This window comes from Fibrobacter sp. UBA3718, from assembly GCF_002371935.1.
Classification (GTDB): Bacteria; Fibrobacterota; Fibrobacteria; order Fibrobacterales; family Fibrobacteraceae; genus Fibrobacter.
Window position 1 is genome coordinate 24190 of record NZ_DFHR01000013.1, and the last position, 24601, is coordinate 48790.

Consider the following 24601-nt stretch of genomic DNA (forward strand, 5'->3'; position numbering starts at 1 on the left):
ATGTCATCCCCGCGAAGGCGGGGATCTCCAAGCATTGAAAAGTCCCTCGCATTTTCGCGAGGGATTTTTTTATGTTTGTAGGAAAGGAGCTACATTATGGCCTGTGCAAATTGTAAAATCCGAGCCCAGTACGACAAGAACCCCAAGTCCCTCATCGGGCGTTTTTGGCGGTTCCACATCAACTTCTGCCCCGGCTGGAGAAGTTATCTGAAAAATCTCTCCGAAGAAGACCGTATTGCAATCAAGGAAAAATACAACCTCAAATAGTGCAGGAATTTTTTACTGCGCCTTTAGGTATGTTCCAAGGAATAACAATAGGCAAAATGTTCTGAGCCCACTTGCGGAGGCTGCTCCTGCGATTGGCATTTCTCCTGAATTTCGGCAGACAATCCAGCACATTTTTCACAGCGGTCTGCAAAACGACAGCCCTTCACAAAATCGCGCGGATGCGGCACGGAGCCCGGGATGGAGCGCAGATTGCACATGTCGTTATGGTTCTCAGGAATCGCAGACAATAGCCCCTGCGTATACGGGTGCAGCGGGTTATCGATTACTTCACGAACAGGCCCACACTCCACAATGCGGCCAGCATACATCACGGCTACACGGTCTGCATATTGCGAGACGATTCCCATGTTGTGCGTGATCAGGAGAACTGCAGTTCCCGTGCGGTTCGCCATGTCTTTCAAAACCGCAAGCACCTGCGCCTGGACCGTCACGTCAAGCGCAGTCGTAGGTTCATCGGCAATAATCAGCTTCGGTTTCGGAAGCAGCGCCATCACGATGCATACGCGTTGGAGCATGCCGCCCGAAAGCTCATGCGGATAGGCTTCCAGCACACGATCCGGATCGCTGAAACCAGCCGCAGTAAGCTGTTCCTTGATTTCGGCAAGAGGAAATTCCGATTTTGCTCCAAAAGAAAACGCTTCTAGCAATTGCTTCTTGATGGTCAGAACAGGATTCAGCGCTTGCATCGGTTCTTGAAAAATGCATGCAATGCCCGCACCTCGAACTTTTTGCAATTCATTCAGCGGAATTTTTGCAAGGTCTACAGGAGTCGCATCGGCGCCGACATCGTTGTAAAAGACAGCCCCCTCTACTATCCGTGCGCTCGGCTGCGGAAGCAACCTCAAGATGCTCATGGCAGTCACGCTTTTGCCGCAACCCGACTCGCCCACCAAAGCAAAAAATTCGCCCTCCTGAATATCGAACGATATCTTGTCAGTCACCTGAAGCGGAGGAATCCCATCACGCGGGGCTCCTTTCTTGTCGAAACCGAACGCAACGGAAAGACCGTCAACCGAGAGAACAACCTTCCTTGAGGATTCAGCCATGTCAATCCCTCGAAATGAAATTCTTGATTTCATTCATCCGTTCCGACGCAATCCTTTTACCCATGTCATACACACGCTGGAGTTCTGAACGATTTTTTTCGATACGGCTTATACCAAGAGGGGCTTCGGGACAAAGGACGAGCGTATTCCCCAACTTTTCCTGTTCGAATACAAATCGTGTCTCGGCATTATACATCTCGTGGCGGTGAGCCATCGCTTCAATAAACTTTGGATACTTGCGATAGATAAATCGCATTAGTGGCATCAGCTTGTTCGGACCCTTCACGTAATTCCGGGGCTGCGTGAGAATGACTATGTTACGGTCATAGCCAACAGACTGCATAAACTGGAGCGGAATAGAATCGGCAATTCCACCATCCATGTACTTACCGTCGTCAATTTCTACGATTTTCGCGGCAAGCGGCATCGAGGCCGAAGCACGCATCCATTCCAAATCCTTGTCGCTTCCATCTATGAGTTTCGGGAAAACCGCCTTGCCTGTCTCGATATCGGTTGCCCCCATGTAGAATTCCATCGGATTCTTCTTAAGGGTTTCGAAATCGAACGGGTCCAGTTCCTGAGGAATCTTGCGATAGCAAAAATCCGCATTGTAGATATCGCCCGTCTGGAATAGCGAGCGGAAGCTGCAATAGCGCTTGTCTCCAGCGAAACGCAAATTATAGCGCAAGGCACGGCCAGGTTGTCTTGACTTGAGATTACATCCGAAGCAGGCTCCTGCCGAAATTCCCACAGCACCATCAAAATCAATTCCCTCTTCCATGAACGTATCGAGAATGCCGCAGGTAAAAAGGCCGCGCATTGCGCCACCTTCGAGAACCAATCCTTTTTTAGACATACCTATCTCCCGATTTTGGATCCATGGCATCCCGCACGCCCTCGCCCACAAACGTGGTCAAAAGCAGCGTCACAAAGAGGGCGGCGACCGTGCTCACTGAAATCCACGGTGCGTAAAGGTTGTTGAGGCCCTGGCTCATGAGTTCGCCCCAGCTGGGCGTGGGCGGCTGCAGGCCGAATCCCAGAAAGTCAAGCGAAGTAAGGCTCCCGATACCGCCAATGAGCGTGAACGGGAACAGCGTCACCACGGGCGTCATCGCATTCGGCAGAATTTCCTTGAAAAAGATATGCCTGTGCCCCATGCCCAGAACCTTCGCGGACTGCACGTAAGTCATCCCACGCAACTTGAGGAACTCCGCGCGCATGTAGTAGCTGAGCGAAATCCAGTTGAACGCCGCCATAATCAGAATCAAGAGCCAGAAACTGCGCCCGTAGATGCTTCCAATCAAAATCACCACGTAGAGCATCGGGAGCGACGACCAGATTTCAATCATACGCTGCATGCCGATATCCCAGAACTTGCCGAGGTAGCCCTGGATACCGCCGATGACAATCCCGAGGAACGTCCCGAGGACAGTCAACAACAAACTAAAACTAATGCAAATCCTGAACCCGTGAATCAGGCGCGCTAAAACGTCGCGGCCGTTGCTATCCGTCCCGAGCCAGTGTCTTGCACTCGGCGCAAACGGGGGGGCGCCATCTTCCGAGAGATCCGCCTTCAGCGGGTCATGCGCAATAGGCGGCATAACCGCCCAAACCTCGGGGCATCCGCCCGCGCGGGTAAAGCCCTCGGCGGCATCTTCCTCGCACTCGCGAGCCGCCTCGAAAAGCTTGCCGTAATCGGCTTCCGTCTGGTATTCCCCGCCAAAATCCGCATCGCTGTACCGCACGAACGCCGGGAAAAACGTCTTGCCCTCGTAACGCAACACGAGCGGCTCGTCGTTCACTGTCCACGGGCTCGTGAGCGACAAGAAGTACGCCACCACAAGCACCACCAGCGACCAGAACGCCCGCTTGTTCTTGCGGAAGCGCTTCAGCCGGTTCAAAGTCTCTGTGGATAAGCGAATTTTCACGATACAACAATATAAAAAAAGTTCAATCTTTTTTTTTCAAAAAAAATGCATTATCGACATAAGAAACAATACGTTTCATAAAAAAGACGTAACCACAAATTTTTATAAAAACATTCGTTTTTGCCAAAAAAATATCTTGAATTTGTTTCATAAAAAACATAAAATTAACATAGACTTCCCTCGGGAACCGTATAAATAGGAGGAATCGACATGAAAAAAGGATTCGGGTATTTATTAATGGCGGGACTTGCATCGCTCTGCATGTCCTGCAGTGACAACTCGGACGATTGCTGTGGAGATATGGCCGGCGCAACCGAATTCTCCGAGGATGCCATCGCCAAGGATGGCTTCAGTAGCGAAGCCCCCGGCGAAGGCGACGCGGAATCCGAACAAGGCAATCAAACCTATTCGGGCTTGCTCACGGCCGGCGAATGGAACGACCTTGACAATTGGAAATTCTGGACCGACCTTCTCAACGAGAACGAGTTCTACAAACATACGGAATACTGGGAATTTTACCCGAAGAAACTCGTTGCCGTAAAGATTGTCGATGAAGACAGCGTCGGCATCGCGAACGTTTCCGTCGAACTTCTCAAGGATGGCGATGTAGAATTTGCGGCCAAGACCGATAACGCAGGCTTTGCATACTGCTGGATTAACTTGTTTGGCGGAGCCACGAACGATTCCACCGCCGAATATTCGCTCAGCGTCGACGGGAGCGATTACACGGAACCACTCACGATTTCGGCCAAAGGCGACGAAGAACTCAACATCAACTTTGTTGTAAGCGATGCCAAGCAGGCCGAAGCCAAGGCCGACATCGCCTTCATCGTGGACGCCACGGGCTCCATGGGCGACGAAATCGACTTTCTCAAATCAGACCTCGACAACATCATTGAGAACGCCAAATCGGGAAACAATGTGGACATGCGTACGGCGGCGGTAGTCTACCGTGACGAAGGGGACGACTACCTCACGCGCTACGACAATTTCTCCAGCGATCTCTCCAAGACGCAGGCATTCATAAGCAAGCAAAATGCAGGTGGCGGCGGCGACACCCCCGAAGCGGTACACTCCGCTCTCGAAACTGCGCTGCAGAATCTTTCCTGGAACGAATCGGCACGCGCACGCATCGCCTTCTTCATCCTCGACGCTCCAGCCCACCACGAAGATAAGATTATCAAGAGCCTCCAGAAATCCATCAAACTCTTCGCCAAGAATGGCATCAAGCTGATCCCCGTGGCGGCAAGCGGCGTAGACAAGCCTACAGAATTCATGCTGAGGTTCTTTGACCTCGCGACTGGCGGCACCTACGTGTTCCTCACGGACGACAGCGGCATCGGAAATCATCACATGGAAGCTTCCGTTGGTGACTTCGAAGTGGAAATTCTCGCCGACCTGATGGCAAGACTCATAAAGAAGTACATCGAATAAACATTATTTTTCGATTTTTTCGGCAAACTTGACAGATCCCGCCGCAGCCTTTTCGGCAGCGGCTTTATCTGCAGCACGTTCCAGGCGCGCAGGCTTGCCAGCAAGGTTACGCAACAGCCCGAAGAGAGCCGAAAGTTCGTTGCGCGTGGGGTGCAGGCGCTGCACAAGCGTATTGAGGAAGTTGTCGCGCCACGCCTGGTCATGGTACTGCCCCGTCAGGTAGCGGTCGAGGAACTTCTTGAATCCGTCAATCTGCTGGATAGTCGCGGGAGCCGTCTCGCACGCGCCCTTCGTGCCACGCTTTGCGCGCCCTTCGCCGTTCGCAAGTGCGCCACTGCGGCATAGTTCATACAGGCCAATGGAAACCGCCTGCCCCAGGTTCAGGCTCATGAGTCCCGGCACCGGAATTTCGCACTGGTACGTGCAGGCGTTCACTTCCTCGAGCGCAAGCCCGCAGGATTCGCGCCCGAACACGAGCGCAATCGTGCCGTCTTCGGGGAGCAATTCCGAAAGGTTCTGCACCATAGTGTGCTTGATGGAACTTGCGAAAATGCGGCGGCTGTACGCGACCGCGCAGGAACAGTCGCCGATGGCATCCTCGAACCTGTGGACCACATGGGCATTGTCTAGAATATCATGGCTGTTTGCCGCCGTGTGGTAGGAATTCTCGATGACCTTGTCACGCTTCGGGTAGACGATATACAGTTCCGGCAACGCATAGCAATGCATGGCGCGCGCGACAAAGCCCACGTTATGGGGATGTTCCGGTTCTACTAAGACAACTCTAAATTTACGCATAACTAAACCTTCCAATTAAACCCTTTCCCGCGGATTTCGTTCTCGATTGTTTCGCCGGGCTGGATTTCCGCGCCGGCATAAATCACAGAATGCCTGATTTTCACGCCCGCGGGCAGTTCCACGCCGGGTACGACGACAGCTTCGTTCGGGTCACGGCCCAATTCCTCAAGGCGCGCCTCAACCGCATGCATCAAGCCCTCGGGCGACCCCATGTCAATCCAGGTAGCGTTCAGCTGGCTCATGTCCACGAAGGGCGCGCGGCCTGCGGCAATTTCCTGCTTCCAGAATTCGCGTATATCAAACTCGCCTTCCCGTATGCGCGAGAGGGCCGCGTCGCTGTACCACGACACGCCGGAGAATGTCGCGGGGGAGCCTTCCGTAGCGCCGAACCGCCCGGCAATGCCCGCCAAGCGACCGTCAGCGCCCACCCGGAAGGTGTTCACCTGCGGGAAGTCCACCGCAAGGAGCGCTACCTGCGGGCCGTCCGGCTGCGCGGCCAATGTCTGCGCGTTGCTCACGAAAGCCTTCAAATCAAAACTGCAGTAGGCGTCGCCGTTCATCACGAGCAGGCCACCGCGGTAACCTGCAGCATAAATGCGATGCAGCGGCCCCGCCGTCCCGAGAATTTCGGGCTGTTCCACCCAAACTTTCTCAAATCCGAGAGTCTCGCCCGCCGCGACCACCTGTTCCGCCAGGTAATGCGCATTCGCATGCAGGCGCACATCGCCAATCGCACGCGCCTTGCGGGCCTGCAAATCGAGAATCGAAGCGTCCACCACGGGCACGAGCGGCTTGGGCACATCGTTCGTGAGCGGGCGGAGCCGCGTCCCGAGTCCCGCCGCCAGAATCAAGACATTCAGGGAACAGTTTTCCATTGCCTCAAATGTAGAAAAATAAAAAAATGTATATTCAAAACTGTGAGAAGACTCAACCTAAATAAGGACTCCCTGTAATGTTCTGTCCGAACTGTGGTGAGCATTACAATTTCTCTGAGCCCCGCTGTCCCTGGTGCGGAGCGTCAAAGCCTCATAAAGAATCTTCTAACGAAAAAGATGAGACAGTCGAGATCAAAAAAAAACTCCCGCTCAAGACACGACTGTATTCCAAGCGCTATGTCGCAGCGCTTATTTTATTCATAATAGGAATCACAAGTCTTACCGTAATAACGAGAGACACATTTATTGCCGAATATCCGGACATAATAAACTTCAACTCCACTTATTTTGTTGCATTCGTTTTTTTAATATGCATTCCCTTTTTAGGGGTCTTGGGATTTATGTACGACAGTGAGCAAAAGAATAATCCTCGGGATGACTCTAAAAACGACCTTGTTTCTATGTTCAAAACGCAGTTGCATTTCTATTATCTGGCCCCATTCAAGTACGGCTACCGTTGTATAAAAGAACGAAACTACAAAGGCCTAGTCCTTTTTGCAACATTCATTTCAGCACTTGCATTTTTATTTGCCTGGTAGCTATAGAGCAAGGCGCCGACGCCTCACGAACTGCGCACGAAATGCGCCCTGAAATGCACACCGAAAGTCCGAAATGCGCCCGAAAGGCCCCCAGATAGGACTAAACCACCTCTTTTTATCCATTTAGTCCTACATTTTTTGAATTTGACGCCTTTGAAACGCCCTTAGATAGTACCAAAACCCACTTTTCACCCTTTTTAGTCCTATCAAACAGGTCACTTTCGCACAAAAAGTATCCTCCAAGAGAGTCAAACCGTCGCAAAGATAGGACTAAATCGCCACTTTTGGCGCATTTAGTCCTACATTTTTTGAATTCGACGCATTTAAAGCGCCCATAGATAGGACTAAAAGGTCATTTTTGCGTAGTTTAGTTCTATTTTCGCGCAAAAACTCCCCGAGACGCACCCAAAACCGCGCCTAGAGCACAGCAGTTCGCCCGAGGAACCTTCCCCTACCGGGCGATATTCACGCGATGCACCGCAGAGCCTACGCGCACAAGATACGAGCCGGCCCGCTCCACATGGAAATCGAGCCCGCGCCGCCCCTGCAAATAGCCGGAACGCAGCACCCTGCCCTGCATATCCATGATGGCGACAGGAGCGCCGTCCGTTCCCGATACGTGAACGTTGCGACCCGACACCTGTACATGGAATTTTGCACCCGCCACAGGCGTAAAGCCCGCAACCCGCGTAGCATTTCCGCCCGGAACCTTCACCTCGATATAGTCCACATCCACATGGCCCCAGTTCTTGATGATGGCGAAGGTATTGGCCCCCGCGTTGAGCGACACCTGCACCGGCATATCCTCAAAGGCAGCTGCGGCCCCACCCAAGTTCCCTTCAAGCGTTACCGGGAATTCCTGGGATTTGACCTTCGTCCCGTTTACATGGATATCCTGAGTCTTGGCGTTTGAAGCGGTGTTGCTGAAGCGGATTACAACCTCATACTTCCCGGCCGCAGGGACACTGATATTGAACGTGATGTTGCCCGTCGTTTCGGTACGCATATACTTGCCACCCGACGCAGCATCATTCGTCTTCTCGGTGCACCCGGTGCAAGTCGCGGCCTCCGCCTCGTAGCGCACGGCCTCATAGGATTCATTCCCCGCCGAAGAACTGGACGGGCTGACCGAGGAACTGGATTGATTGACCGACGCGCTGGATGGCGGCGTAAAGCTCGACGAATATACGATCTCGGACGTCGGAATTCTGAAAAGTTCCTCGCAGTCGTTGCGAACTTCCCGTATTTCCTCTACCACGGTATTTTTGCTTTCTACGCAATCGTTCTTGTCGGTGCCGCTGTCGTCGCACCAGCCTTTCTGTGCGTATTTATCGGCGGAGACCACGTAGCCAACAGCTTTCTCGTATTTTTCAATATTACTCCCAGCCTTATTCCCGTTTGACGGCATCACCACTTCTTCCACAAAATAGTTAAAATGGGGATTGTAATAAGGCAGCCCCTGTTTTTTGGAATTATAGAAGTAGTTTCCGGTAACAGTCCAAGAAGCGCCCTTCATGTCGATATTTGCGTCGTCATAGGACACCTCGCCGTTGTAATCAAGACTGTCCCCAATGAACATATTGCCCTGGACAAATCCCCTGACCGTTCCTTCCTTCACGTCGATGTTCTCGGCAGTAGTCCCGCTGACGATGTTGCATGTGATTTTCGTATCGTTCACGCGCCAGTCATAGCCGCTATAGCGATGTTGTGAGGCGTCAGTCCCCCAAAAGCCAGCATCCCTGTCGGCCTGCTGGGAAGAGGCCCACCCCGTATTGTAGGTTCCGACATAGATGCCTTCACCGTACTTGGCAATTTCATAGCCAGAACCGTGGATAAAGTTGCGGTTCAGTGTCACCTGTTGGCTGGAATCGCGAACATGGACAATCTCATTTCCCGTGTGGTACACCTCGCAGTCTTCCATCAGGGCCCCGACGGAATTGTCGAATACCACGCCCTTGCTGAAGGTATGGATCTTGAGGTTTTTAAGAACAACATAATTTCCCGTTACGTGAACGCCGTAGTTGTGCTTGTAATCGGAGCTGAAAATCTCTGACGGATGTGCAGGATCCGAACCGGCAAGGACAACGGGATTGGCCTTCGTGCCGTCGGCACCGAGCCAGATGAGGCCACAATCGCGACCAGTCTCGTTCACGAACTTGTCGTTCTTGCAGTTGGAGGTTGGCAGTTCGTACTTGCCCGGGGCAACCCAGATGGTATCCCCCGCCTTGGCATTCAAAGTAGCCGAAGTCAAGTCGGCGACGGTAGAAACATTCACCTGCTTGGCGAATACCGCCGTAGACGAAACAAATGCAGAAGCGCAGATAATGCGCATTGCCCTAACGAAAGATTTTTCCATAAACACCTTCCCTTTCTTTTCAACCTATGAATATACATCCTTGACCGCGTTTACGCAAACATTGCGCAAAAATTTCTAAATTGTGTGACACTATGAGCATTTCTATCCCTCAGCTGCCCAAGGGCACGCGCGATTTTTACCCGGAAGCGCAACGCATCCAGAACTACATTTTTGATACCTGGCGTCAAGTCGCCGAAAGTTTTGCCTACGAAGAGTATGAAGGCCCGATGTTTGAGCATCTGGAGCTTTACACCGGCAAGTCCGGCGAAGAAATCGTAAGCCAGCTCTACAACTTCAAGGACAAGGGCGACCGCGAAATCGCGCTCCGCCCCGAAATGACCCCGACACTCGCCCGCCTCGTGATCCAGAAGGCCCGCGAACTCAAGAAACCCTTCAAGTGGTTCAGCATGCCGCGCCTGTTCCGTTACGAAAAGGCGCAGAAGGGCCGCCTGCGCGAGTTCTTCCAGCTGAACATGGACATCATCGGTACCGAGAGCATCTACGCCGAAGCCGACCTGATGGCATCCATCGCGACGATGCTCCGCAAGTTCGGCCTCAAGGACGGCGAATTTGCGATTGGCGTCTCGAGCCGCAAACTTTTGGCCACCTACCTCGAAGAGATTGGCGCCCCGAACCCGGCGCTCGTTTACCCGGTGCTTGACCGCCGCCTGAAAATCGGGCCCGAGGCCTTTGCCAAGGCACTCGCCGAAGCGGGCCTCACCGAGGACCAGGTGAAAAAGCTCGATGACTTCATGAGCTGCAAGAGCATCGAAGAAGTCAAGACCAAGGTGCATAGCGAAAACGCGACCGCCGCCCTCGCCGAAATCGAGGACCTGTTCGCCACGCTGACTGCAGCCGGTTACGGCGAATGCGTGAACCTCGACCTCAGTATCGTGCGCGGCCTCGCCTACTACACGGGCATCGTGTTCGAGGTGTTCGACAAGGGCAAATCCATGCGTGCTATCGCTGGCGGTGGCCGTTACGACAGCCTCACCGAAAAGCTCGGCGGCGAACGCATCCCGGGCGTGGGATTCGGCATGGGCGACGTGGTCTTGGCCGACCTGCTCGCCGAGCACAACCTGCTCCCCAGCCCCAAGCAGAGCGTGGACTTCTACATCGCAAGTTTCACGAATGACATGAAGAAGGTCTTCGAGACCGCCCAGATGTTCCGCGACGCGAAGTACGGAAACTGCTCCGTAAGCCACCCGCTCGCCCCCATGAAGATGGGCAAGCAGCTCGACCAGGCGAACTACCAGGGCGCAAAGATTGTCGTCTACGTGGACGGTTCCAAGGCCGGCGCAGGCGAATTCGAGTACAAGGACATGCGCGTGGGCGAAATGCTCGTGGGCAGTCCCGACGCGATTGTCGAACGCAGCAAGATGAACATTGAACCGAAAAAAGCATAAATGACGCCTTTCAAAACATTCCTCAGCATTTTAAGCCTGTTCGTCGTGCTAGGCCTCATGGCGTGGCTCTACCCGGCAAGCGGGATAACCATCGCCGACACAACATTCCGGTTCCCTGCCCTTACGGACATCTTCGAAAAGCAAGACCCTTCCGAAAAGAAGGACCATCCGGAAGCTGCCGTCGAAAACGACCCGCAGAAGGCAATCGAAGAAATGATGGCCGCCACGCAGGCGAAGGAATTTGCCGAGTTTTCCGACTCGCTGAAATTCTACGAGGACTTTTTCAAGAACGGGCGCACCCGCTTCGACGTTCCCGGCGACGACCCCACGTGGTTTGATCGGTTCTTCCTGCATCTTGAGCTTGCGAAAATCGATTCGAACGTGGTTCACATCATGCACTACGGCGATTCTCAGCTAGAAGAAGACCGTATTTCAGCCACCATCCGCGAAGCACTGCAAACAGAATTCGGCGGTGGCGGTCCGGGCATGCTCCCTGCCGTGCTGAACATTCCATCGCAATCGACAAGCGTCTGGAACAACGGAGACCTTACCCGCTTCCTGCTTTTTGGTCCCGAAGAAGACCGCGCCGACCACAACCGCTACGGCCCGCTCGCCCAGGTCAGCAAACTCGAAGGCAGCGCTGTCATCGGCATCAAGAAGCGCGAAAACAAGAAGGATGATTTCCCACACGTTGGCGGCTACTCCAACATCAAGGTGCTCGCAAGCAAGCGCGGAAGCCTCAAGGTGCGCCTCGCCTACGAAACAACCGTCGTCGAGAACGAAGGAACCGACAAGGAAAAACGCAAGAAGAAATTCGTAGATGCTCCGGCTCCCACGGACGATAAGTACGAAAAGCTCCGCGTGTTCAGTTGGAAGCTCCCCGACACAACATCGAACGCGAAGATTTACCTCGGCGGAAATGCCGAAATCTACGCCATCTCCGTAGACGGTCCCTATGGTGTCGCCGTAGACAACGTTGCCATGCGCGGTAGCTCGGGAACAATCTTCCACAGGATGGACCAACAGCTCCTTGCCGAATCGTACAAGGTCATGAACGCACGTCTCATCATCATGGAATACGGCGGAAACCTTGTTCCGAGCCTCAACAAGAACAATGTCGACTACACGAAGAAGCTCATCGCCCGTCAAATTCAAGCCATCCAAAAGGCGAATCCCGATGCAGACATCGTCTTTATCGGCCCTGCCGACATGGCCAAGCAGATAGACGGGAAAATCAAGAGTTACCCCGGATTGGCCCTCACCATTGCGACCCTCCGCGAAGTCGCTCTCGAGAATGGCGCCGCCTACTGGGACATGTACCGCGTGATGGGCGGAGAAGGCTCCATGAGAAGCTGGGTCAAGCAGTCGCCCCCGCTCGCCGGCGCCGACTACATCCACTTCAGCCGCAGGGGGGCTGCCTACATGGGCGAACTCTTCTGCAACGCGCTGCGCATGCATTACGACTACTTCAAGTTCCGCGACAAGCACAAGATTGACGATGCGAAGCTGAAGGACATTCGAGGCTATGCAGACAGCCTCGACAAGGCAAAGGAAGCCGCCGTTGCAGCAAAACCAGCCGACACATCTTCGATCGAAGAAAAAGTCGAATCGACCGCGGAGGGCAAATAATGAAACAGGTTATTCTGTTCCTCGCAGCATTCGCAACAGCGCTCCTTGCAGCACCGCCAGTTTCGACACCCGCTAAATACGCCATCGAATACACAAAATACGACTTTATCGACTCTACCTTGAACTACATCCAATTCCCCAAGGGAAAGGATGCATTCGAGACATTCTTCAAAAAAATGGACTCGCTCGTATTCGAAAACAGGGGTAAAGTCAAGATTATGCACATTGGCGGATCGCATCTGCAAGCCGATGTCATTTCCGGTCGCATTCGCGATAGGCTCGTCAAGGAATATCCTGGTTCTTCTGCCGGACGTGGATTCATTTTCCCATATTCCGCAGCACGTACAAACACGCCCTCGAGCTACGGTTCGCAGTACAAGGGCATCTGGGACATGAGCAAGAACGTGCTCCGTGAAGTAAAAAAGCCGCTCGGACTTCTCGGAATTGCAGTCAGCACCTCGGATCCCCGTGCCGAATTCACGCTGTTGCTCGACAAATACAACTCGGCTCCGATTTACGCAGAAACTAAATTCCGCCTCTTCGGCTACAGTGACAGCAACAACGTCGTTCCGGTCCTCGTGGTCGACTCGACAGACATCTACGGAGAACTTGACACGCTCACCCAGAGCTATGTATTCAAGAGCCCCCGCCCTATCGACACATTGAACTTCGCCTTCCGCTGGGCAGATTCGGCAATGCAAGCGAACGTCACGCAATACGTCGTCGATTCACTTATTCAGGATTCCATTTTCCGTGCGAACCTCGATACGACGGCAACCGATTCAAGCGCAGCCAAGAACGACAAAAAAGTCGCCCAGGAACCAGCCGAAGCCTCCGCAGACTCCATGTTCCAGGGTGGTTGCGACATCATGGACACCCTCTGTCTAGAACGCGAAGAATCCCAGAAGAGCATGCTTGCCGCCTGTGCGGACATTCTCGACTCGACCAAGAAAACGCAGGCCGATTCCATGCAGGTTGTCGTATGTGATTCTTTGATTACTTTATCAAAAACAATGTCTGCGGTGCGCCCGCGTTTTACGTTGACAGGCGTCATCTCCGAATCCGACTATCCGGGAATTATCTACACGAATGTCGGAATCAACGGCGCCCGCCTGCCGCATTATTTCGAGAACGTCTGCCCTCTTTTCGAAAAGGAGCTCTCATTCCTAAAGCCCGACCTTGTCATTTTTGCGATTGGCATCAATGACGCGAATGTCGAAAAATTCGATGAAAAGGCATTCCGCAACAACTACGAAACGCTCATTGAACGCATCAAGCGCGTGAACCCGAACGTCGCATTCATATTCGAAACCAACAACGACATGTACCGCAAGGTGCGCCGTCGCCGTTACGTGCAACATCCGGTTGGCGAACAGGCCCGCAAGGCATTCTTCCAGCTCGCCGAAAAATACCAAGCTGGCGTTTGGGACAAATTTTCGCTGATGGGCGGCCTGGGTTCCATGGCTAAATGGGAAAAGGCAAGTCTCGCCAAAAAAGATAAAGTCCACTTTACGATGGCAGGATACCACCTGCTCGGCGACATGTTCTACAAGGCTCTCATCGATGCCTACCAGCAGCATATCGCCGAACTTCCCGCACTGGAGCCCATCGTCCCCGAGGTCCCGGCTACCGATTCGACGCAGGCTCAAGCCGACACCACGAAGGCTATCCCAGACACAACCAATGTCCAAGCAGACACGACTACAGCAGCCCCGGCCGATTCTACCCAGAAATAACGATTCAACATGCTCGATTACATAATCCCCTATCTCACACGCACGTTTGCTTTCGACCCGAACAGCCCGCTACTCTTTACGCAGTTCTACTTCTGGGGTTTCTTCGCGGTCGTTTTCGCCGTCTTCTCGCTCGTCCACCGCAAACTCCTGCTCCGTAACGCATTCCTGTTTGCGACAAGCCTCTTCTTCTACTACAAGACAAGCGGCAGCTACGTTTGCATTCTCCTCTTCTGCGTGGTCGCGAACTTCTTTATCGGCAAGTGGATCGAGAAGGCGCAGGCGCATTGGAAAAAGAAGTTCCTGATGATTATCGTCGTCATCATCGACCTGCTCGTTCTCTGCTACTACAAGTATTCCTACTTCTTCCTCGACGCACTCCGCGACTTTACCGGCATCGAGTTGCACGTCTACAACTTCTTCGCGGCGGCAAGCAACAAGATGTTCGGCACGCACTCGCTCGTCGATACCATCATTCTACCCGTGGGTATCTCGTTCTTCACGTTCCAGGCGATGAGCTACTGCATCGACATCTACCGCGGTAAAATCAAGCCCGTCACGAACATCCTCAACTTCGGTTTCTACCTCTCGTTCTTCCCGCAGCTCGTCGCGGGCCCCATCGTGCGCGCCGACAAGTTCGTCCCGCAGCTCTACAAGCCGTACTTTCTCCCGCGTCGCACCTTCGGCATCGCCGTATTCTGGATTCTGAACGGCCTCGGCAAGAAGATTATCCTGAGCGACTACCTCGCGACAAACTTCGTGGACCGCGTGTTCGATCAGCCGTTACTTTATACGGGCCTCGAGAACCTCATCGCGCTCTTCGCATACTCCCTGCAGGTGTACGCCGACTTCTCGGGCTATACCGACATCGCCATCGGCGTTGCCCTCCTGATGGGTTTCCGCCTGCCGCAAAACTTCAATAGCCCCTACAAGGCGCTCTCCCCCACAGAATTCTGGCGCCGTTGGCACATCAGCCTATCCAGCTGGTGGCGCGATTACCTGTATATCCCGCTGGGCGGCAACCGCAACGCGACTCTCGGCACCTTCTTCTGGATGGGCTTCCTGAGCCTTGTGGCCATCATGCTTTCGGGCAGCGTGTGGGTCGCAATCGCCCTTGTCGCACTGTTCCTCTACATTTCTATTTACGCGTACTTCAAGCCCGATTCCCGCAAGTTCATCACCACCAACATGAACGCCATGGCCACGCAAATCGTGGGTGGATGGTGGCACGGAGCCAGCTGGAACTTCATCATCTGGGGCGGCCTCAACGGATTTGGCCAGGTGTTCAACAAAATCTGGTGCAAGCGCAGCATCACCTTCCGTGCAAGCGCCGCATTCATCCTGTTCGCGGCAAGCGCCATCATCTTCAAGAACTACCACATCGCCATCTTCGCGATTACCGCGGTATATTTCGGCGTGCTGTTCTTCGGCATCTATTCCGTGCTTATCTTCCGCCTCTTCAGCCAGAAGACGTACCACTGGCTCTATGTGGCATGGAACGTGACGCTCACCTTCGTGTTCATCACCTTCACGCGACTCTTCTTCCGCGCAGGCTCGAATCTTGACCCCGCCGAAGCAAACGAAGTCGCCTGGAACACCGCGAAGAACATGGTGCAGCAGATGGGTACCGCCTGGAGGTGGGACACAATCGGAACCATCGCCTGGCAGCACATCAACATCATCCTCGTGTTTATCGCGGGCATGCTCATCCACTGGGTTCCCAAGAAGTGGAAGAGCCGCTACCGCATCGCGTTCGCATCGCAGCCCATCCCCCTGATGGTGCTTTCGACAGCGTTCATCATCTTCCTGATTTACCAGTTCATGAGCGCGGATAGCTGCCCGTTCATCTACTTCCAGTTCTAGTTTAGACGAAAAATTCGGGTGTGGCGGCGTGGAAGAACTAGATCGACAGAATCGCGCATTCGAAAAAAGGCTCAAGCGGCAGGTTATCGGAAAACCTCACCGCTTTTTGGCCGTTGTCCCGCTTGGATTCGAGCAGACGTTTGTTGATGAACTGGGATTTATTGGACAAGAAGGGGTCGAGGCACGGGACGCAAACTCACTTGACGTAAAAATTGCCGGAGACGGGAAGGTCGAATTCACCGCGAAACTCGTGGAAGCCTGGAAAATAGCGGCCTACGGCCGCATCGCGAACCGCATCCTGATGCACATCGCCGACTTCAAGGCAGAAAACTTCCGCGAGCTCGAGAAGAAGGCCAACGAAATTCCGTGGGAGCTTTTCCTAGACAACAAGGGCCCGGCACGCGTCGACATCCACGTCACCTGCAAACATTCGCGCCTGTACCACAGCGATGCCGTTGCAGAGCGACTCGACAAGATTCTCCCCGCCTCGAGCACCCCGCAAAGTCTCTTTGTCTCGCTTGTAGATGACCGCTGCACGCTATGGCTCGACCTCGCGGGCGAAGAACTTTACAAACGCGGTCACGAGCGCTTCGTGAACGACGCCCCGCTCAAGGAGACAATCGCCGCGGGAATGATTCTCGAAGCCATTTCCACACTCCACATCATCCATCATCAATCATCCATCATCAATTATCCATTATCCATCACGCTCATCGACCCGATGGCCGGAAGCGGGACGTTCAGCCTCGAAGCCGCCTACCAGGCAAACGACCTTATACCGGGCCTCTGCCGCGATTTTGCCCTGAAGCACCAGCCCGCATTCAAGGAAGCGACGTGGAAATTCATCACAAGCCATGCGCCACCTGCAAGCAGGCTCTGCCAGCTCGTCAATATCGTCACTAGCGACATCTCCGGAAAGGCCGTCGAAATCATCCGCCACAATGTGGAATGCAGCCCGCTCGCAACGGTCGCTCCAAGCGGCACAACACCGACCATCGACCCGCAAGTCCGCGACTTTTTCAGCTACACAGCCGCAGAAATCGCCGATGCAGCTCCGGGCCCGTCGCAACCTATCATCTTGCTGAACCCGCCTTACGGCAAACGGCTCGACTTTGACGCTCCCAGACTCTACACGCACATCGGCCGCCGACTCGCCGAGCTCGCCCGCGACCTGGCCCCGTTCAACAAAGCGCTTACCGTCGCCATCCTTGCCCCCAAGGACGACACACGGCCGGGTTCAAGATACACCTGCACCGCAAACCTGCTGCGCGAATGCCCTGCGCTAGACCCCGACAAGAACACCGAGGCCAAGAGCATCGCCACAAGCCATGGCGGCTTCGCCCTGAATGCGATAATTGCAAGGATTTAAAGTTTCGCGGGTTCCGTTCCAAGTGGCTCGGCAACATCCGCTTCCGGAAGCACCTGCGTCCGGCGCATAAACCGAAGCGTCTCCCTTTCGCCCTTCTCCGCAAGCATCTGCAGCAGATAGAGCAACTTGCGATAGGTCTTTCTGGTCATTTTCTCGTGAGCGGAACTGCGCGTCAGGTAGAGCAACGGGGATTCCTGCGTGTAGGCAGCCCTGTTGTAGGTCTTGGAAGCCGCCACACGGTCGCAAAACATTTCCTTGATGTAGCGGTCGGGCATGTCCATCGGCACAATCTTCTTGGTCGCCATCTCGTAGTCGTACCAGAACTCGAAATGGTGCTTATTGCGACCCTTGTGATGCATCCAGGCGAGGCTGTAGCCCTTGTCATTCCTTTCGCCATTATTAGGCGACTGGTTACCCGTATAATATTTTGCACCGGGAATGAATTCCGTCGGGCTATATTTGGACAGATCGTGAAACAAGCCCTGGAAACCGATGCCCGCCTGGAAACACAGACGTATGACCTCGTGCCGGTGCCTGGTAATCGTAACAAAATGCCTAAACGGATGAAAACTCACGGGGCAAAGAATAGCTTTTTTCAGCAAAAAAATGTAAAAAAAATGGGAAAATTCACCCCGCAGGAACACCTAGAGAACACTTTGATTTGACATGTGTCACGCTAATCTTTTTTTTACATCTCTTTACACTTTATATATGTATTTTTGGCGGGAATGTTTGGGCAAACATGAGGTAAAAAAATGAAATCTCCTTTTTTCAAATCTCTGCTAGTTGCATGCGCCTTGGTGTGCACGTGGAATTGCACTGACGACCAGATTACGACTCCCACCCCGCAAGGAGGAGATCAATTCGCTGCTGTCACAATCCCCAGTTGGATTCTCTCCAGCGACCAAAATTACATCATTACGCCCACCGAGGCTGGGTTTGTCGTGTCGACCGCTTCGGGATCCCCCGTCGGCTCGTACGACCCGGCATCAGGTAAGGTTATCGATGCCACAGGAGCAACCATTGCGACTATCCCGGACCTCTCTCAGCTCCCGGTAATTACCCCGGAACAGACCATTATCTACCCCGACGGCTCGATTTACGACCTTGCCGGCAACCCCATTGTTCCGACCACTGACCCGAACCAAGGTACCGACCCAAATCAGGGAACCGATCCGAACCAGGGCCAGGATCCGAACCAAGGTGGACAGAATCCTGTCGTTTCCAGCTCGGCGACTCAGGTTAATCCTGTTTCTTCCGCGACAACCAACCCGGAACAGCCCAAATCCTCCAGCTCCAGCCAGCAACAGCAGCAGCCGACCTCCTCCGCTGCTACCCCGAGCGGCCAGTGCAGCGAAAAGCAATGCTTCGACGCCGTTTCCAACAAGTGCGTCGAGCACTACGCTAGCCTCAAGGGTCCCAAGGACGAACAGTACGCCTACGACAAGTCCTGCACTATTACATGCTATTGGGATCCGACCGGCAAGGATTGCAAGAATATGGGCGTTTCGACTCAGCAGCCGAAGTCCAGCTCCAGCGCAAAGTCTTCGAGCAGCGCCAAATCGAGTTCTTCGGCAAAGTCCAGCTCTAGCAGTGCAAAATCCTCGAGTTCCAGCGCGAAGTCTTCGAGCAGCTCTCAGGGCGGCAACAATGGCACGTACCAAATCAAATATATAAATGGCGGAAAGAGCGGCTCCGGCTACGCGTCGCGCTACTGGGACTGCTGCAAGCCCCACTGCGCATGGCCTGAACATGGCGGAACAGCAAGCACCTGCGACGCCAGGGGAAACAAGATTAGCGACAAATCGGCAAGAAGCATGTGTGACGGTGGCGATGCAGGCATTTGTAGAAGCCAGTTCCCCGTTGTCATTAACGACACCTTGGCATTCGCCTTTGCAGCCACCCCGGGTGGCGAGAGCAACTGCGGCAAATGCTTCGATCTCGCCTTTACTGGCCAGGGCAAATACGCCACGGACAACCACTCGAAACTCAAGGGTAAGCACCTTATCGTCATGTCTAACAACGTTGGCTACGACGTGGCCGGCGGCCAGTTCGACGTGATGATCCCGGGCGGCGGCTACGGAATCTTTAACGGCTGCTCCCAGAAAATGGGATGGGGTTCCCAGGGCGCCCAATACGGTGGACTTTTGACAGAATGCGAAGAATCTTCGGGCTACAAGGCATCCACCTACAAGAGCTGCCTTACCAACAAGTGCAACTCTTCGTTCGCAAACGATCCTGAAGCCAAGGAAGGCTGCCTGTTCATGGCCAACTGGATGGAAGCTGCAGGTAACCCGCTCCACAATTACAGGGAAGTTGAATGTCCGCAGGAATTGAAGAATAGGTTCTAATCTATTAACGTTTTTACCTCTGAGACACCCGCCCATCGGGTGTCTTTTTTTATATTTATGCATATTTTATAATGGTCGCGGGATAATGAAACCCGCAAAATACAAAAGGATCATATTATGCCGAAACTTCGTTCGCTCAAGACTATGGAAGGCCGTGAAATGGCCGGTGCACGCGCCCTGTGGCACGCAACAGGAACCAAGGTGGAAGACTTTGGCAAGCCGGTGATTTGCGTGGTGAACAGCTATACCCAGTTTGTTCCGGGCCACGTTCACCTGAAGGACTTGGGCCAGGTGGTCGCCCGCGCGATTGAAGCCGCCGGCGGTGTCGCGAAGGAAATGAACACCATCGCAGTCGATGACGGTATCGCCATGGGCCACGACGGCATGCTCTACAGCCTCCCGAGCCGCGACCTCATCGCCGACTCCACCGAATACATGGCAAACGCCCACCGCGCCGACGCCCTCGTGTGCATCTCCAACTGCGACAAGGTGACTCCGGGCATGCTCATGGCCGCCATGCGCCTCAACATTCCGGCAATCTTCGTCTCGGGCGGCCCGATGGAAGCCGGCCACGTGACCACGAAGGACGGCAAGGACCGCGCCCTCGACCTGATTGACGCCATGATCGATTCCGCCGACAACACCATCAGCGACGAAGACGTGGCCGCCATCGAAGCGAACTCGTGCCCCACTTGCGGTTCCTGCTCCGGCATGTTCACCGCGAACTCCATGAACTCCCTGACCGAAGCCCTGGGCCTCAGCTTGCCCGGCAACGGCACCATCGTCGCTACCCACGCCGAACGCAAGAAGCTGTTCGAAGCCGCCGGTAAGCGCATCGTGGAACTCTGCCACCAGTATTACGATTTGAACGACGACAGCATCCTCCCGCGTAGCATCGCCACGAAGGACGCTTTCGAAAACGCCATGCGCCTCGACATCGCCATGGGCGGCTCCTCCAACACCGTGCTTCACTTACTCGCCGTGGCCCAGGAAGCTGGCGTGGACTTCACCATGAAGGACATCGACCGCCTCTCCCGCAACACGCCGTGCATCTGCAAGGTCGCCCCGACCGTCCACAACATCCACGTGGAAAACGTGAACCGCGCCGGTGGCATCATGGGCATTCTCGGTGAACTCGACCGCATGGGCCTCATCCACAAGAATGCAAAGACCGTTCACGCCGCTACCATGGGCGAAGCCCTCGAAGTGAACGACCTCAAGCGTAACCCGACCGCCGAAGCCAAGCAGCGCTACCTCGCCGGCCCGGGCCGCAAGTACAACCTGGTCGCTTTCTCCCAGAATTTCATGTACCCCGACCACGACCTCGACCGCGCCACGGGCGCTATCCGCGATGGCGAACATGCCTACACCAAGGACGGCGGCCTCGCTGTTCTGTACGGTAACCTCGCCGTGGACGGCTGCATCGTGAAGACCGCCGGCGTCGACGAATCCATCTTCAAGTTCACCGGCCCCGCCGTGGTGTTCGAAAGCCAGGAAGATGCCGTGAAGGGCATTCTCGACCCGAACGTGGTGAAGGCGGGCGACGTGGTCGTCATCCGCTACGAAGGCCCGAAGGGTGGCCCCGGCATGCAGGAAATGCTTTACCCGACCTCTTACCTCAAGAGCCGTCACCTCGGCAAGTCCTGCGCCCTCCTCACCGACGGACGCTTCTCCGGCGGTACGAGCGGCCTCTCCATCGGCCACGCTTCTCCGGAAGCCGCCAACAAGGGTAACATCGGCCTCGTGCACACGGGCGACGTCATCGAAATCGACATCCCGAACCGCAGCATCAACGTGCAGCTCACCGACGAAGAACTGGCCGAACGCCGCAAGGAAATGGAAGCCCGCGGCGCCAAGGCATGGCAGCCGGAACACCGCGACCGCGTTGTGTCCAAGGCTCTGCAGGCATACGCCGCCATGGCATCGTCTGCTGACAAGGGTGCTGTGCGCGACCTGTCTCTGATTGGAGTTAAGTAAGAAAAGGAAAGTAATGGATTCTCTCCTTAAACCTTTTATGAATTCCCGCAAGGTGTATGTTCCGGGAAAAATGTACCCGGACATCCGCGTGGGAATGCGCGAAATTTTGACCGAGGACCCCGAAACGCCGGTGGTTCCCGTGTACGACACGAGTGGCCCTTACAGCGATGTAGACGCCAAGCTCGACGTGACGAAGGGCATCGAACGTTTCCGCGAATCGTGGATTATGGAACGTGGCGACGCCGAACAGCTAGACGACATGACGTCTGCTTATGGACGCGCCCGCCGTGCAAACCACGAACTCGACCACCTGCGCTTTAACGCGGAACACCACCCGCTCCGTGCCAAAGCGGGCCACCACTTAACGCAGCTGGACTACGCCCGCAAGGGAATCGTCACCAAGGAAATGGAATACGTGGCCATCCGCGAAAACCAGCGCCTTGACGAGCTCATGGCCCAGGGTAAAATCAAGATTGAAGGCTCCCCCATTACGCCGGAATTCGTGCGCGACGAAATCGCCGCGGGCCGTGCGATTCTGCCGGGGAACATCAACCACCCGGAATGCGAACCGATGATTATCGGCAACCGCTTCCTCACGAAAATCAACAGCAACATCGGCAACTCCGCCATCACCTCTTCTATTGAAGAAGAAGTCGAAAAGATGGCCTGGTCCGTGCGCTGGGGCGCCGACACCGTGATGGATCTTTCCACCGGAAAGCACATCCACGAAACACGCGAATGGATTATCCGCAATAGCCCCGTACCTATCGGAACGGTGCCTATTTACCAGGCGCTCGAGAAGGTGAACGGCAAGGCCGAAGAACTCACGTGGGAACTGTACCGCGACACGCTCATTGAGCAGGCGGAACAGGGCGTGGACTACTTCACGATTCACGCGGGCCTGTTGCTGGAACACATTCCGCTTACCGCCAAGCGAACCACGGGTATCGTGAGCCGCGGCGGTTCCATCCTTGCCCTCTGGCAGATGCGCCACCACCAGCAGAACTTCTTGTACACGCACTTCCGCGAAATCTGCGAGATTCTCGCCGCTTACGACGTTGCCGTTTCTTTGGGCGATGGTCTGCGTCCGGGAAGCCTCGCCGATGCCAACGACGCGGCCCAGTTCGGAGAACTGGACACGCTCGGCGAGCTCACGAAGATTGCCTGGGAATACGGCGTGCAGGTGATTATCGAAGGCCCGGGCCACGTGCCCATGCACAAGATTCAGGACAACATGGCGCGCCAGCTCGAAAAGTGCCACGGAGCCCCGTTCTACACGCTCGGCCCCCTCACCACCGACATCGCCCCCGGTTACGACCACATCACGTCGGCCATCGGCGCGGCACAAATCGGCTGGTACGGCACCGCCATGCTCTGCTACGTGACGCCCAAGGAACACCTCGGACTCCCCGACCGCGACGACGTGCGCGCAGGTGTGGTCACCTACAAGCTCGCCGCCCATGCGGCCGACCTTGCAAAGGGCCATTTCGCAGCACAGTTCCGCGACGACGCCCTTTCGCGCGCCCGCTTCGACTTCCGCTGGAACGACCAGTTCGCGCTATCGCTCGACCCCGAGAAGGCGATGGAATTCCACGACAAGACGCTCCCCGGCAGCCAGGCGAAGGCAAGCCACTTCTGCAGCATGTGCGGGCCGAACTTCTGCAGTATGCGCATCACGCGCGCCGTGCGGAATTTCGTCAAGACCGGCGAAGTGGGCGACGTTTAGACACCCGGGACACTTCACCCTTTTACCCAAAACCCTTAGACATCCGTCAAAGGGTTTTATTTATTCGCAAGAAAGCCTACTCTTCCTTCTTTTGCTTCTTCGCCTTCTTCTCGGCGTAAAGCATCTCGTCGGCTCGGGCGAAAAGGTCGGGAAGCATCTCGCCATTGCCGAGGCATTCGGCATAACCGATGCTCATCGAAAGATTGTAGGGCAGAGATTCAGATTCCAAGGCAAGCGCCTCTCGAATCGGGGCATAGATATCTGCCGGAGTTTCGCGACCACCGAGCGTAGCCACGAGGTTAAACTCATCGCCACCAAAACGGGAGATGAAGCACCCCTTCGGGCCGCACGTCTTTTTCAAAATTTTTGCAACTAAATTAAGAGCTCGGTCACCTTCCATGTGACCAAAATTGTCGTTGATCGACTTGAAATTGTCAATGTCCAGCACAAAGAAGTAGAGTCCCTTGTCCGAAGTTGGCTGTCTGAGCTTAGCATCCAGGAACGCATTCAGCTGGCTCCTGTTGTTGAGCTTTGTTAGCGGATCCGTAGAAATCATGCGCGACTGCGTCGTAAGGAACGCAAGAAGCATGGAAAGCACCATGGCTGATGCCGCCCCCGGAATGTCGGGATAGAGGACCTGCACCAGCACCCCGATTATCGGGAACGCCCCAAAGGACGAAAGGGACAAATAGAGCAACCTGTCTGCGTAATAGCGTTTCATGAAGATGCGACGCCCCGCAACGAGGCTCATCCACACCAAGTACAGGTAACAACAAATGACATAAACAACGAACAGCGGGCCGCGCGTATAGATAGTCCCATTCCCGATGTAGAATACCCATCCTGTCCAGATGCTAACAATCGAGAAGGCGGACCCAACAAAACTCGGAATTGCATACAGAAGAAGCTTTCGACGATTGTTCCAAAAGTCCAGTTCCATCGTGTATCCAACGAACCTCCAGCTCATGAAAATCACCCAGAGGCAGGATACCAGGTAGACGCAGCTGAGTATCGAATTCAAAGCATTGCTCCACCGGAAATCGGTTCCGGCAAGGCATTTCGTTACAAGATTCAGGACGAGAGAAAAGATTACCAGCAAAAAAAGGCGCGAGAGAATATTCCGGTTTGCCAATCGGCTCATGCTGGATCGAAGCGCCAGGAGCATCACCAGCACAACCGCGATGCAGAAGAGGATGATTTCGGCATAACCCATCAGGTACATA

The 24601-nt window shown here is 54.6% G+C and carries 20 protein-coding genes; 12 read left to right on the top strand and 8 right to left on the bottom strand.

Annotation, left to right across the window (positions count from 1 at the left end):
- The first annotated feature begins 96 nt into the window (after positions 1 to 96).
- A complete protein-coding gene (locus B4A77_RS03355; RefSeq protein WP_173366685.1) occupies positions 97 to 267 on the top strand; it encodes a hypothetical protein in 171 nt (56 codons plus the stop codon).
- A gap of 23 nt (positions 268 to 290) precedes the next feature.
- On the opposite strand, the gene B4A77_RS03360 is transcribed toward B4A77_RS03355, so the two are convergent.
- From B4A77_RS03360 to B4A77_RS03370, 3 genes are read right to left on the bottom strand one after another with little or no spacing between them, the layout of a single operon-like run.
- Entirely contained in the window at positions 291 to 1334 is a 1044-nt protein-coding gene (locus tag B4A77_RS03360; protein WP_290738318.1) for an ABC transporter ATP-binding protein, read from the bottom strand.
- Between the two features lies 1 nt (position 1335).
- Positions 1336 to 2190, bottom strand: coding sequence for a patatin-like phospholipase family protein (locus B4A77_RS03365; RefSeq protein WP_290729693.1), 855 nt, complete (start codon positions 2188 to 2190; stop codon positions 1336 to 1338).
- Positions 2183 to 3262 (bottom strand): ABC transporter permease, encoded by a 1080-nt coding sequence (locus B4A77_RS03370; protein WP_173382241.1) that lies wholly within the window; start codon positions 3260 to 3262, stop codon positions 2183 to 2185. Before B4A77_RS03370 ends, B4A77_RS03365 begins: the two co-directional genes overlap by 8 nt.
- Positions 3263 to 3472: 210 nt before the next feature.
- Between B4A77_RS03370 and B4A77_RS03375 the strand changes: the two genes are divergently transcribed.
- Complete coding sequence (locus B4A77_RS03375) at positions 3473 to 4696, top strand: vWA domain-containing protein (RefSeq protein WP_290738322.1); 1224 nt, start codon at positions 3473 to 3475, stop codon at positions 4694 to 4696.
- A 3-nt stretch (positions 4697 to 4699) separates the two neighbouring features.
- Here B4A77_RS03375 and B4A77_RS03380 read toward each other — a convergent pair whose 3' ends face one another.
- Both B4A77_RS03380 and B4A77_RS03385 read right to left on the bottom strand, forming a co-directional pair.
- Positions 4700 to 5494, bottom strand: coding sequence for an RNA methyltransferase (locus B4A77_RS03380; protein WP_173366692.1), 795 nt, complete (start codon positions 5492 to 5494; stop codon positions 4700 to 4702).
- Between the two features lie 2 nt (positions 5495 to 5496).
- Positions 5497 to 6369, bottom strand: coding sequence for a sugar phosphate nucleotidyltransferase (locus tag B4A77_RS03385; RefSeq protein WP_290738325.1), 873 nt, complete (start codon positions 6367 to 6369; stop codon positions 5497 to 5499).
- Between the two features lie 77 nt (positions 6370 to 6446).
- Here B4A77_RS03385 and B4A77_RS03390 point away from each other — a divergent pair, with 77 nt between their 5' ends.
- Positions 6447 to 6968 (top strand): hypothetical protein, encoded by a 522-nt coding sequence (locus B4A77_RS03390; RefSeq protein ID WP_290738328.1) that lies wholly within the window; start codon positions 6447 to 6449, stop codon positions 6966 to 6968.
- Positions 6969 to 7419: 451 nt separating this feature from the next.
- Here B4A77_RS03390 and B4A77_RS03395 read toward each other — a convergent pair whose 3' ends face one another.
- Positions 7420 to 9300 (bottom strand): CBM35 domain-containing protein, encoded by a 1881-nt coding sequence (locus B4A77_RS03395; RefSeq protein WP_290738331.1) that lies wholly within the window; start codon positions 9298 to 9300, stop codon positions 7420 to 7422.
- 116 nt (positions 9301 to 9416) lie between these two features.
- Between B4A77_RS03395 and hisS the strand changes: the two genes are divergently transcribed.
- From hisS to B4A77_RS03420, 5 genes are read left to right on the top strand one after another with little or no spacing between them, the layout of a single operon-like run.
- A complete protein-coding gene (gene hisS, locus B4A77_RS03400) occupies positions 9417 to 10730 on the top strand; it encodes a histidine--tRNA ligase (RefSeq protein ID WP_290729676.1) in 1314 nt (437 codons plus the stop codon).
- Complete coding sequence (locus tag B4A77_RS03405; RefSeq protein WP_290729673.1) at positions 10731 to 12359, top strand: hypothetical protein; 1629 nt, start codon at positions 10731 to 10733, stop codon at positions 12357 to 12359.
- Entirely contained in the window at positions 12359 to 14095 is a 1737-nt protein-coding gene (locus B4A77_RS03410; protein WP_290738334.1) for a GDSL-type esterase/lipase family protein, read from the top strand. Before B4A77_RS03405 ends, B4A77_RS03410 begins: the two co-directional genes overlap by 1 nt.
- Positions 14096 to 14104: 9 nt before the next feature.
- A complete protein-coding gene (locus tag B4A77_RS03415; protein WP_290729667.1) occupies positions 14105 to 15955 on the top strand; it encodes an MBOAT family O-acyltransferase in 1851 nt (616 codons plus the stop codon).
- A gap of 28 nt (positions 15956 to 15983) precedes the next feature.
- Positions 15984 to 17324: a THUMP domain-containing class I SAM-dependent RNA methyltransferase gene (locus B4A77_RS03420; RefSeq protein ID WP_290738338.1), complete on the top strand. Its 1341-nt coding sequence runs from the start codon at positions 15984 to 15986 to the stop codon at positions 17322 to 17324.
- On the opposite strand, the gene B4A77_RS03425 is transcribed toward B4A77_RS03420, so the two are convergent.
- A complete protein-coding gene (locus B4A77_RS03425) occupies positions 17321 to 17866 on the bottom strand; it encodes a DUF5662 family protein (protein ID WP_290734827.1) in 546 nt (181 codons plus the stop codon). The genes B4A77_RS03420 and B4A77_RS03425 overlap by 4 nt on opposite strands.
- On the opposite strand from B4A77_RS03425, the gene B4A77_RS03430 reads away from it, so the two are divergent.
- From B4A77_RS03430 to thiC, 4 genes are all read left to right on the top strand, one after another.
- On the top strand, positions 17795 to 17989 hold the full coding sequence (locus B4A77_RS03430) for a hypothetical protein (protein WP_290727334.1): 195 nt from the start codon (positions 17795 to 17797) through the stop codon (positions 17987 to 17989). The two genes, B4A77_RS03425 and B4A77_RS03430, sit on opposite strands and share 72 nt — an antisense overlap.
- A gap of 90 nt (positions 17990 to 18079) precedes the next feature.
- The gene (locus tag B4A77_RS03435; protein ID WP_290738341.1) at positions 18080 to 19675 is read left to right on the top strand and encodes a glycosyl hydrolase family 5; all 1596 of its coding nucleotides are present in this window, start codon (positions 18080 to 18082) and stop codon (positions 19673 to 19675) included.
- A 117-nt stretch (positions 19676 to 19792) separates the two neighbouring features.
- The gene (gene ilvD / locus B4A77_RS03440) at positions 19793 to 21652 is read left to right on the top strand and encodes a dihydroxy-acid dehydratase (protein WP_290738344.1); all 1860 of its coding nucleotides are present in this window, start codon (positions 19793 to 19795) and stop codon (positions 21650 to 21652) included.
- Positions 21653 to 21689: 37 nt separating this feature from the next.
- Positions 21690 to 23378, top strand: coding sequence for a phosphomethylpyrimidine synthase ThiC (gene thiC / locus B4A77_RS03445; RefSeq protein WP_290728096.1), 1689 nt, complete (start codon positions 21690 to 21692; stop codon positions 23376 to 23378).
- A gap of 76 nt (positions 23379 to 23454) precedes the next feature.
- Here the strand turns inward: thiC and B4A77_RS03450 are convergent, their stop codons facing one another.
- Positions 23455 to 24600: a GGDEF domain-containing protein gene (locus B4A77_RS03450; RefSeq protein ID WP_290738347.1), complete on the bottom strand. Its 1146-nt coding sequence runs from the start codon at positions 24598 to 24600 to the stop codon at positions 23455 to 23457.
- Position 24601: the final 1 nt, after the last annotated feature.

Excerpts from the sequence above, each read along its gene's own strand:
- B4A77_RS03410 (WP_290738334.1), top strand. The coding sequence starts at position 12,359 with ATGAAACAGGTTATTCTGTTCCTCGCAGCATTCGCAACAGCGCTCCTT.
- B4A77_RS03385 (WP_290738325.1), bottom strand. The coding sequence starts at position 6,369 with ATGGAAAACTGTTCCCTGAATGTCTTGATTCTGGCGGCGGGACTCGGG.
- B4A77_RS03435 (WP_290738341.1), top strand. The coding sequence starts at position 18,080 with ATGAAATCTCCTTTTTTCAAATCTCTGCTAGTTGCATGCGCCTTGGTG.
- ilvD (WP_290738344.1), top strand. The coding sequence starts at position 19,793 with ATGCCGAAACTTCGTTCGCTCAAGACTATGGAAGGCCGTGAAATGGCC.
- B4A77_RS03390 (WP_290738328.1), top strand. The coding sequence starts at position 6,447 with ATGTTCTGTCCGAACTGTGGTGAGCATTACAATTTCTCTGAGCCCCGC.
- B4A77_RS03405 (WP_290729673.1), top strand. The coding sequence starts at position 10,731 with ATGACGCCTTTCAAAACATTCCTCAGCATTTTAAGCCTGTTCGTCGTG.
- B4A77_RS03365 (WP_290729693.1), bottom strand. The coding sequence starts at position 2,190 with ATGTCTAAAAAAGGATTGGTTCTCGAAGGTGGCGCAATGCGCGGCCTT.
- B4A77_RS03375 (WP_290738322.1), top strand. The coding sequence starts at position 3,473 with ATGAAAAAAGGATTCGGGTATTTATTAATGGCGGGACTTGCATCGCTC.
- B4A77_RS03450 (WP_290738347.1), bottom strand. The coding sequence starts at position 24,600 with ATGTACCTGATGGGTTATGCCGAAATCATCCTCTTCTGCATCGCGGTT.
- B4A77_RS03380 (WP_173366692.1), bottom strand. The coding sequence starts at position 5,494 with ATGCGTAAATTTAGAGTTGTCTTAGTAGAACCGGAACATCCCCATAAC.
- B4A77_RS03355 (WP_173366685.1), top strand. The coding sequence starts at position 97 with ATGGCCTGTGCAAATTGTAAAATCCGAGCCCAGTACGACAAGAACCCC.
- hisS (WP_290729676.1), top strand. The coding sequence starts at position 9,417 with ATGAGCATTTCTATCCCTCAGCTGCCCAAGGGCACGCGCGATTTTTAC.
- B4A77_RS03415 (WP_290729667.1), top strand. The coding sequence starts at position 14,105 with ATGCTCGATTACATAATCCCCTATCTCACACGCACGTTTGCTTTCGAC.
- B4A77_RS03395 (WP_290738331.1), bottom strand. The coding sequence starts at position 9,300 with ATGCGCATTATCTGCGCTTCTGCATTTGTTTCGTCTACGGCGGTATTC.
- thiC (WP_290728096.1), top strand. The coding sequence starts at position 21,690 with ATGAATTCCCGCAAGGTGTATGTTCCGGGAAAAATGTACCCGGACATC.
- B4A77_RS03360 (WP_290738318.1), bottom strand. The coding sequence starts at position 1,334 with ATGGCTGAATCCTCAAGGAAGGTTGTTCTCTCGGTTGACGGTCTTTCC.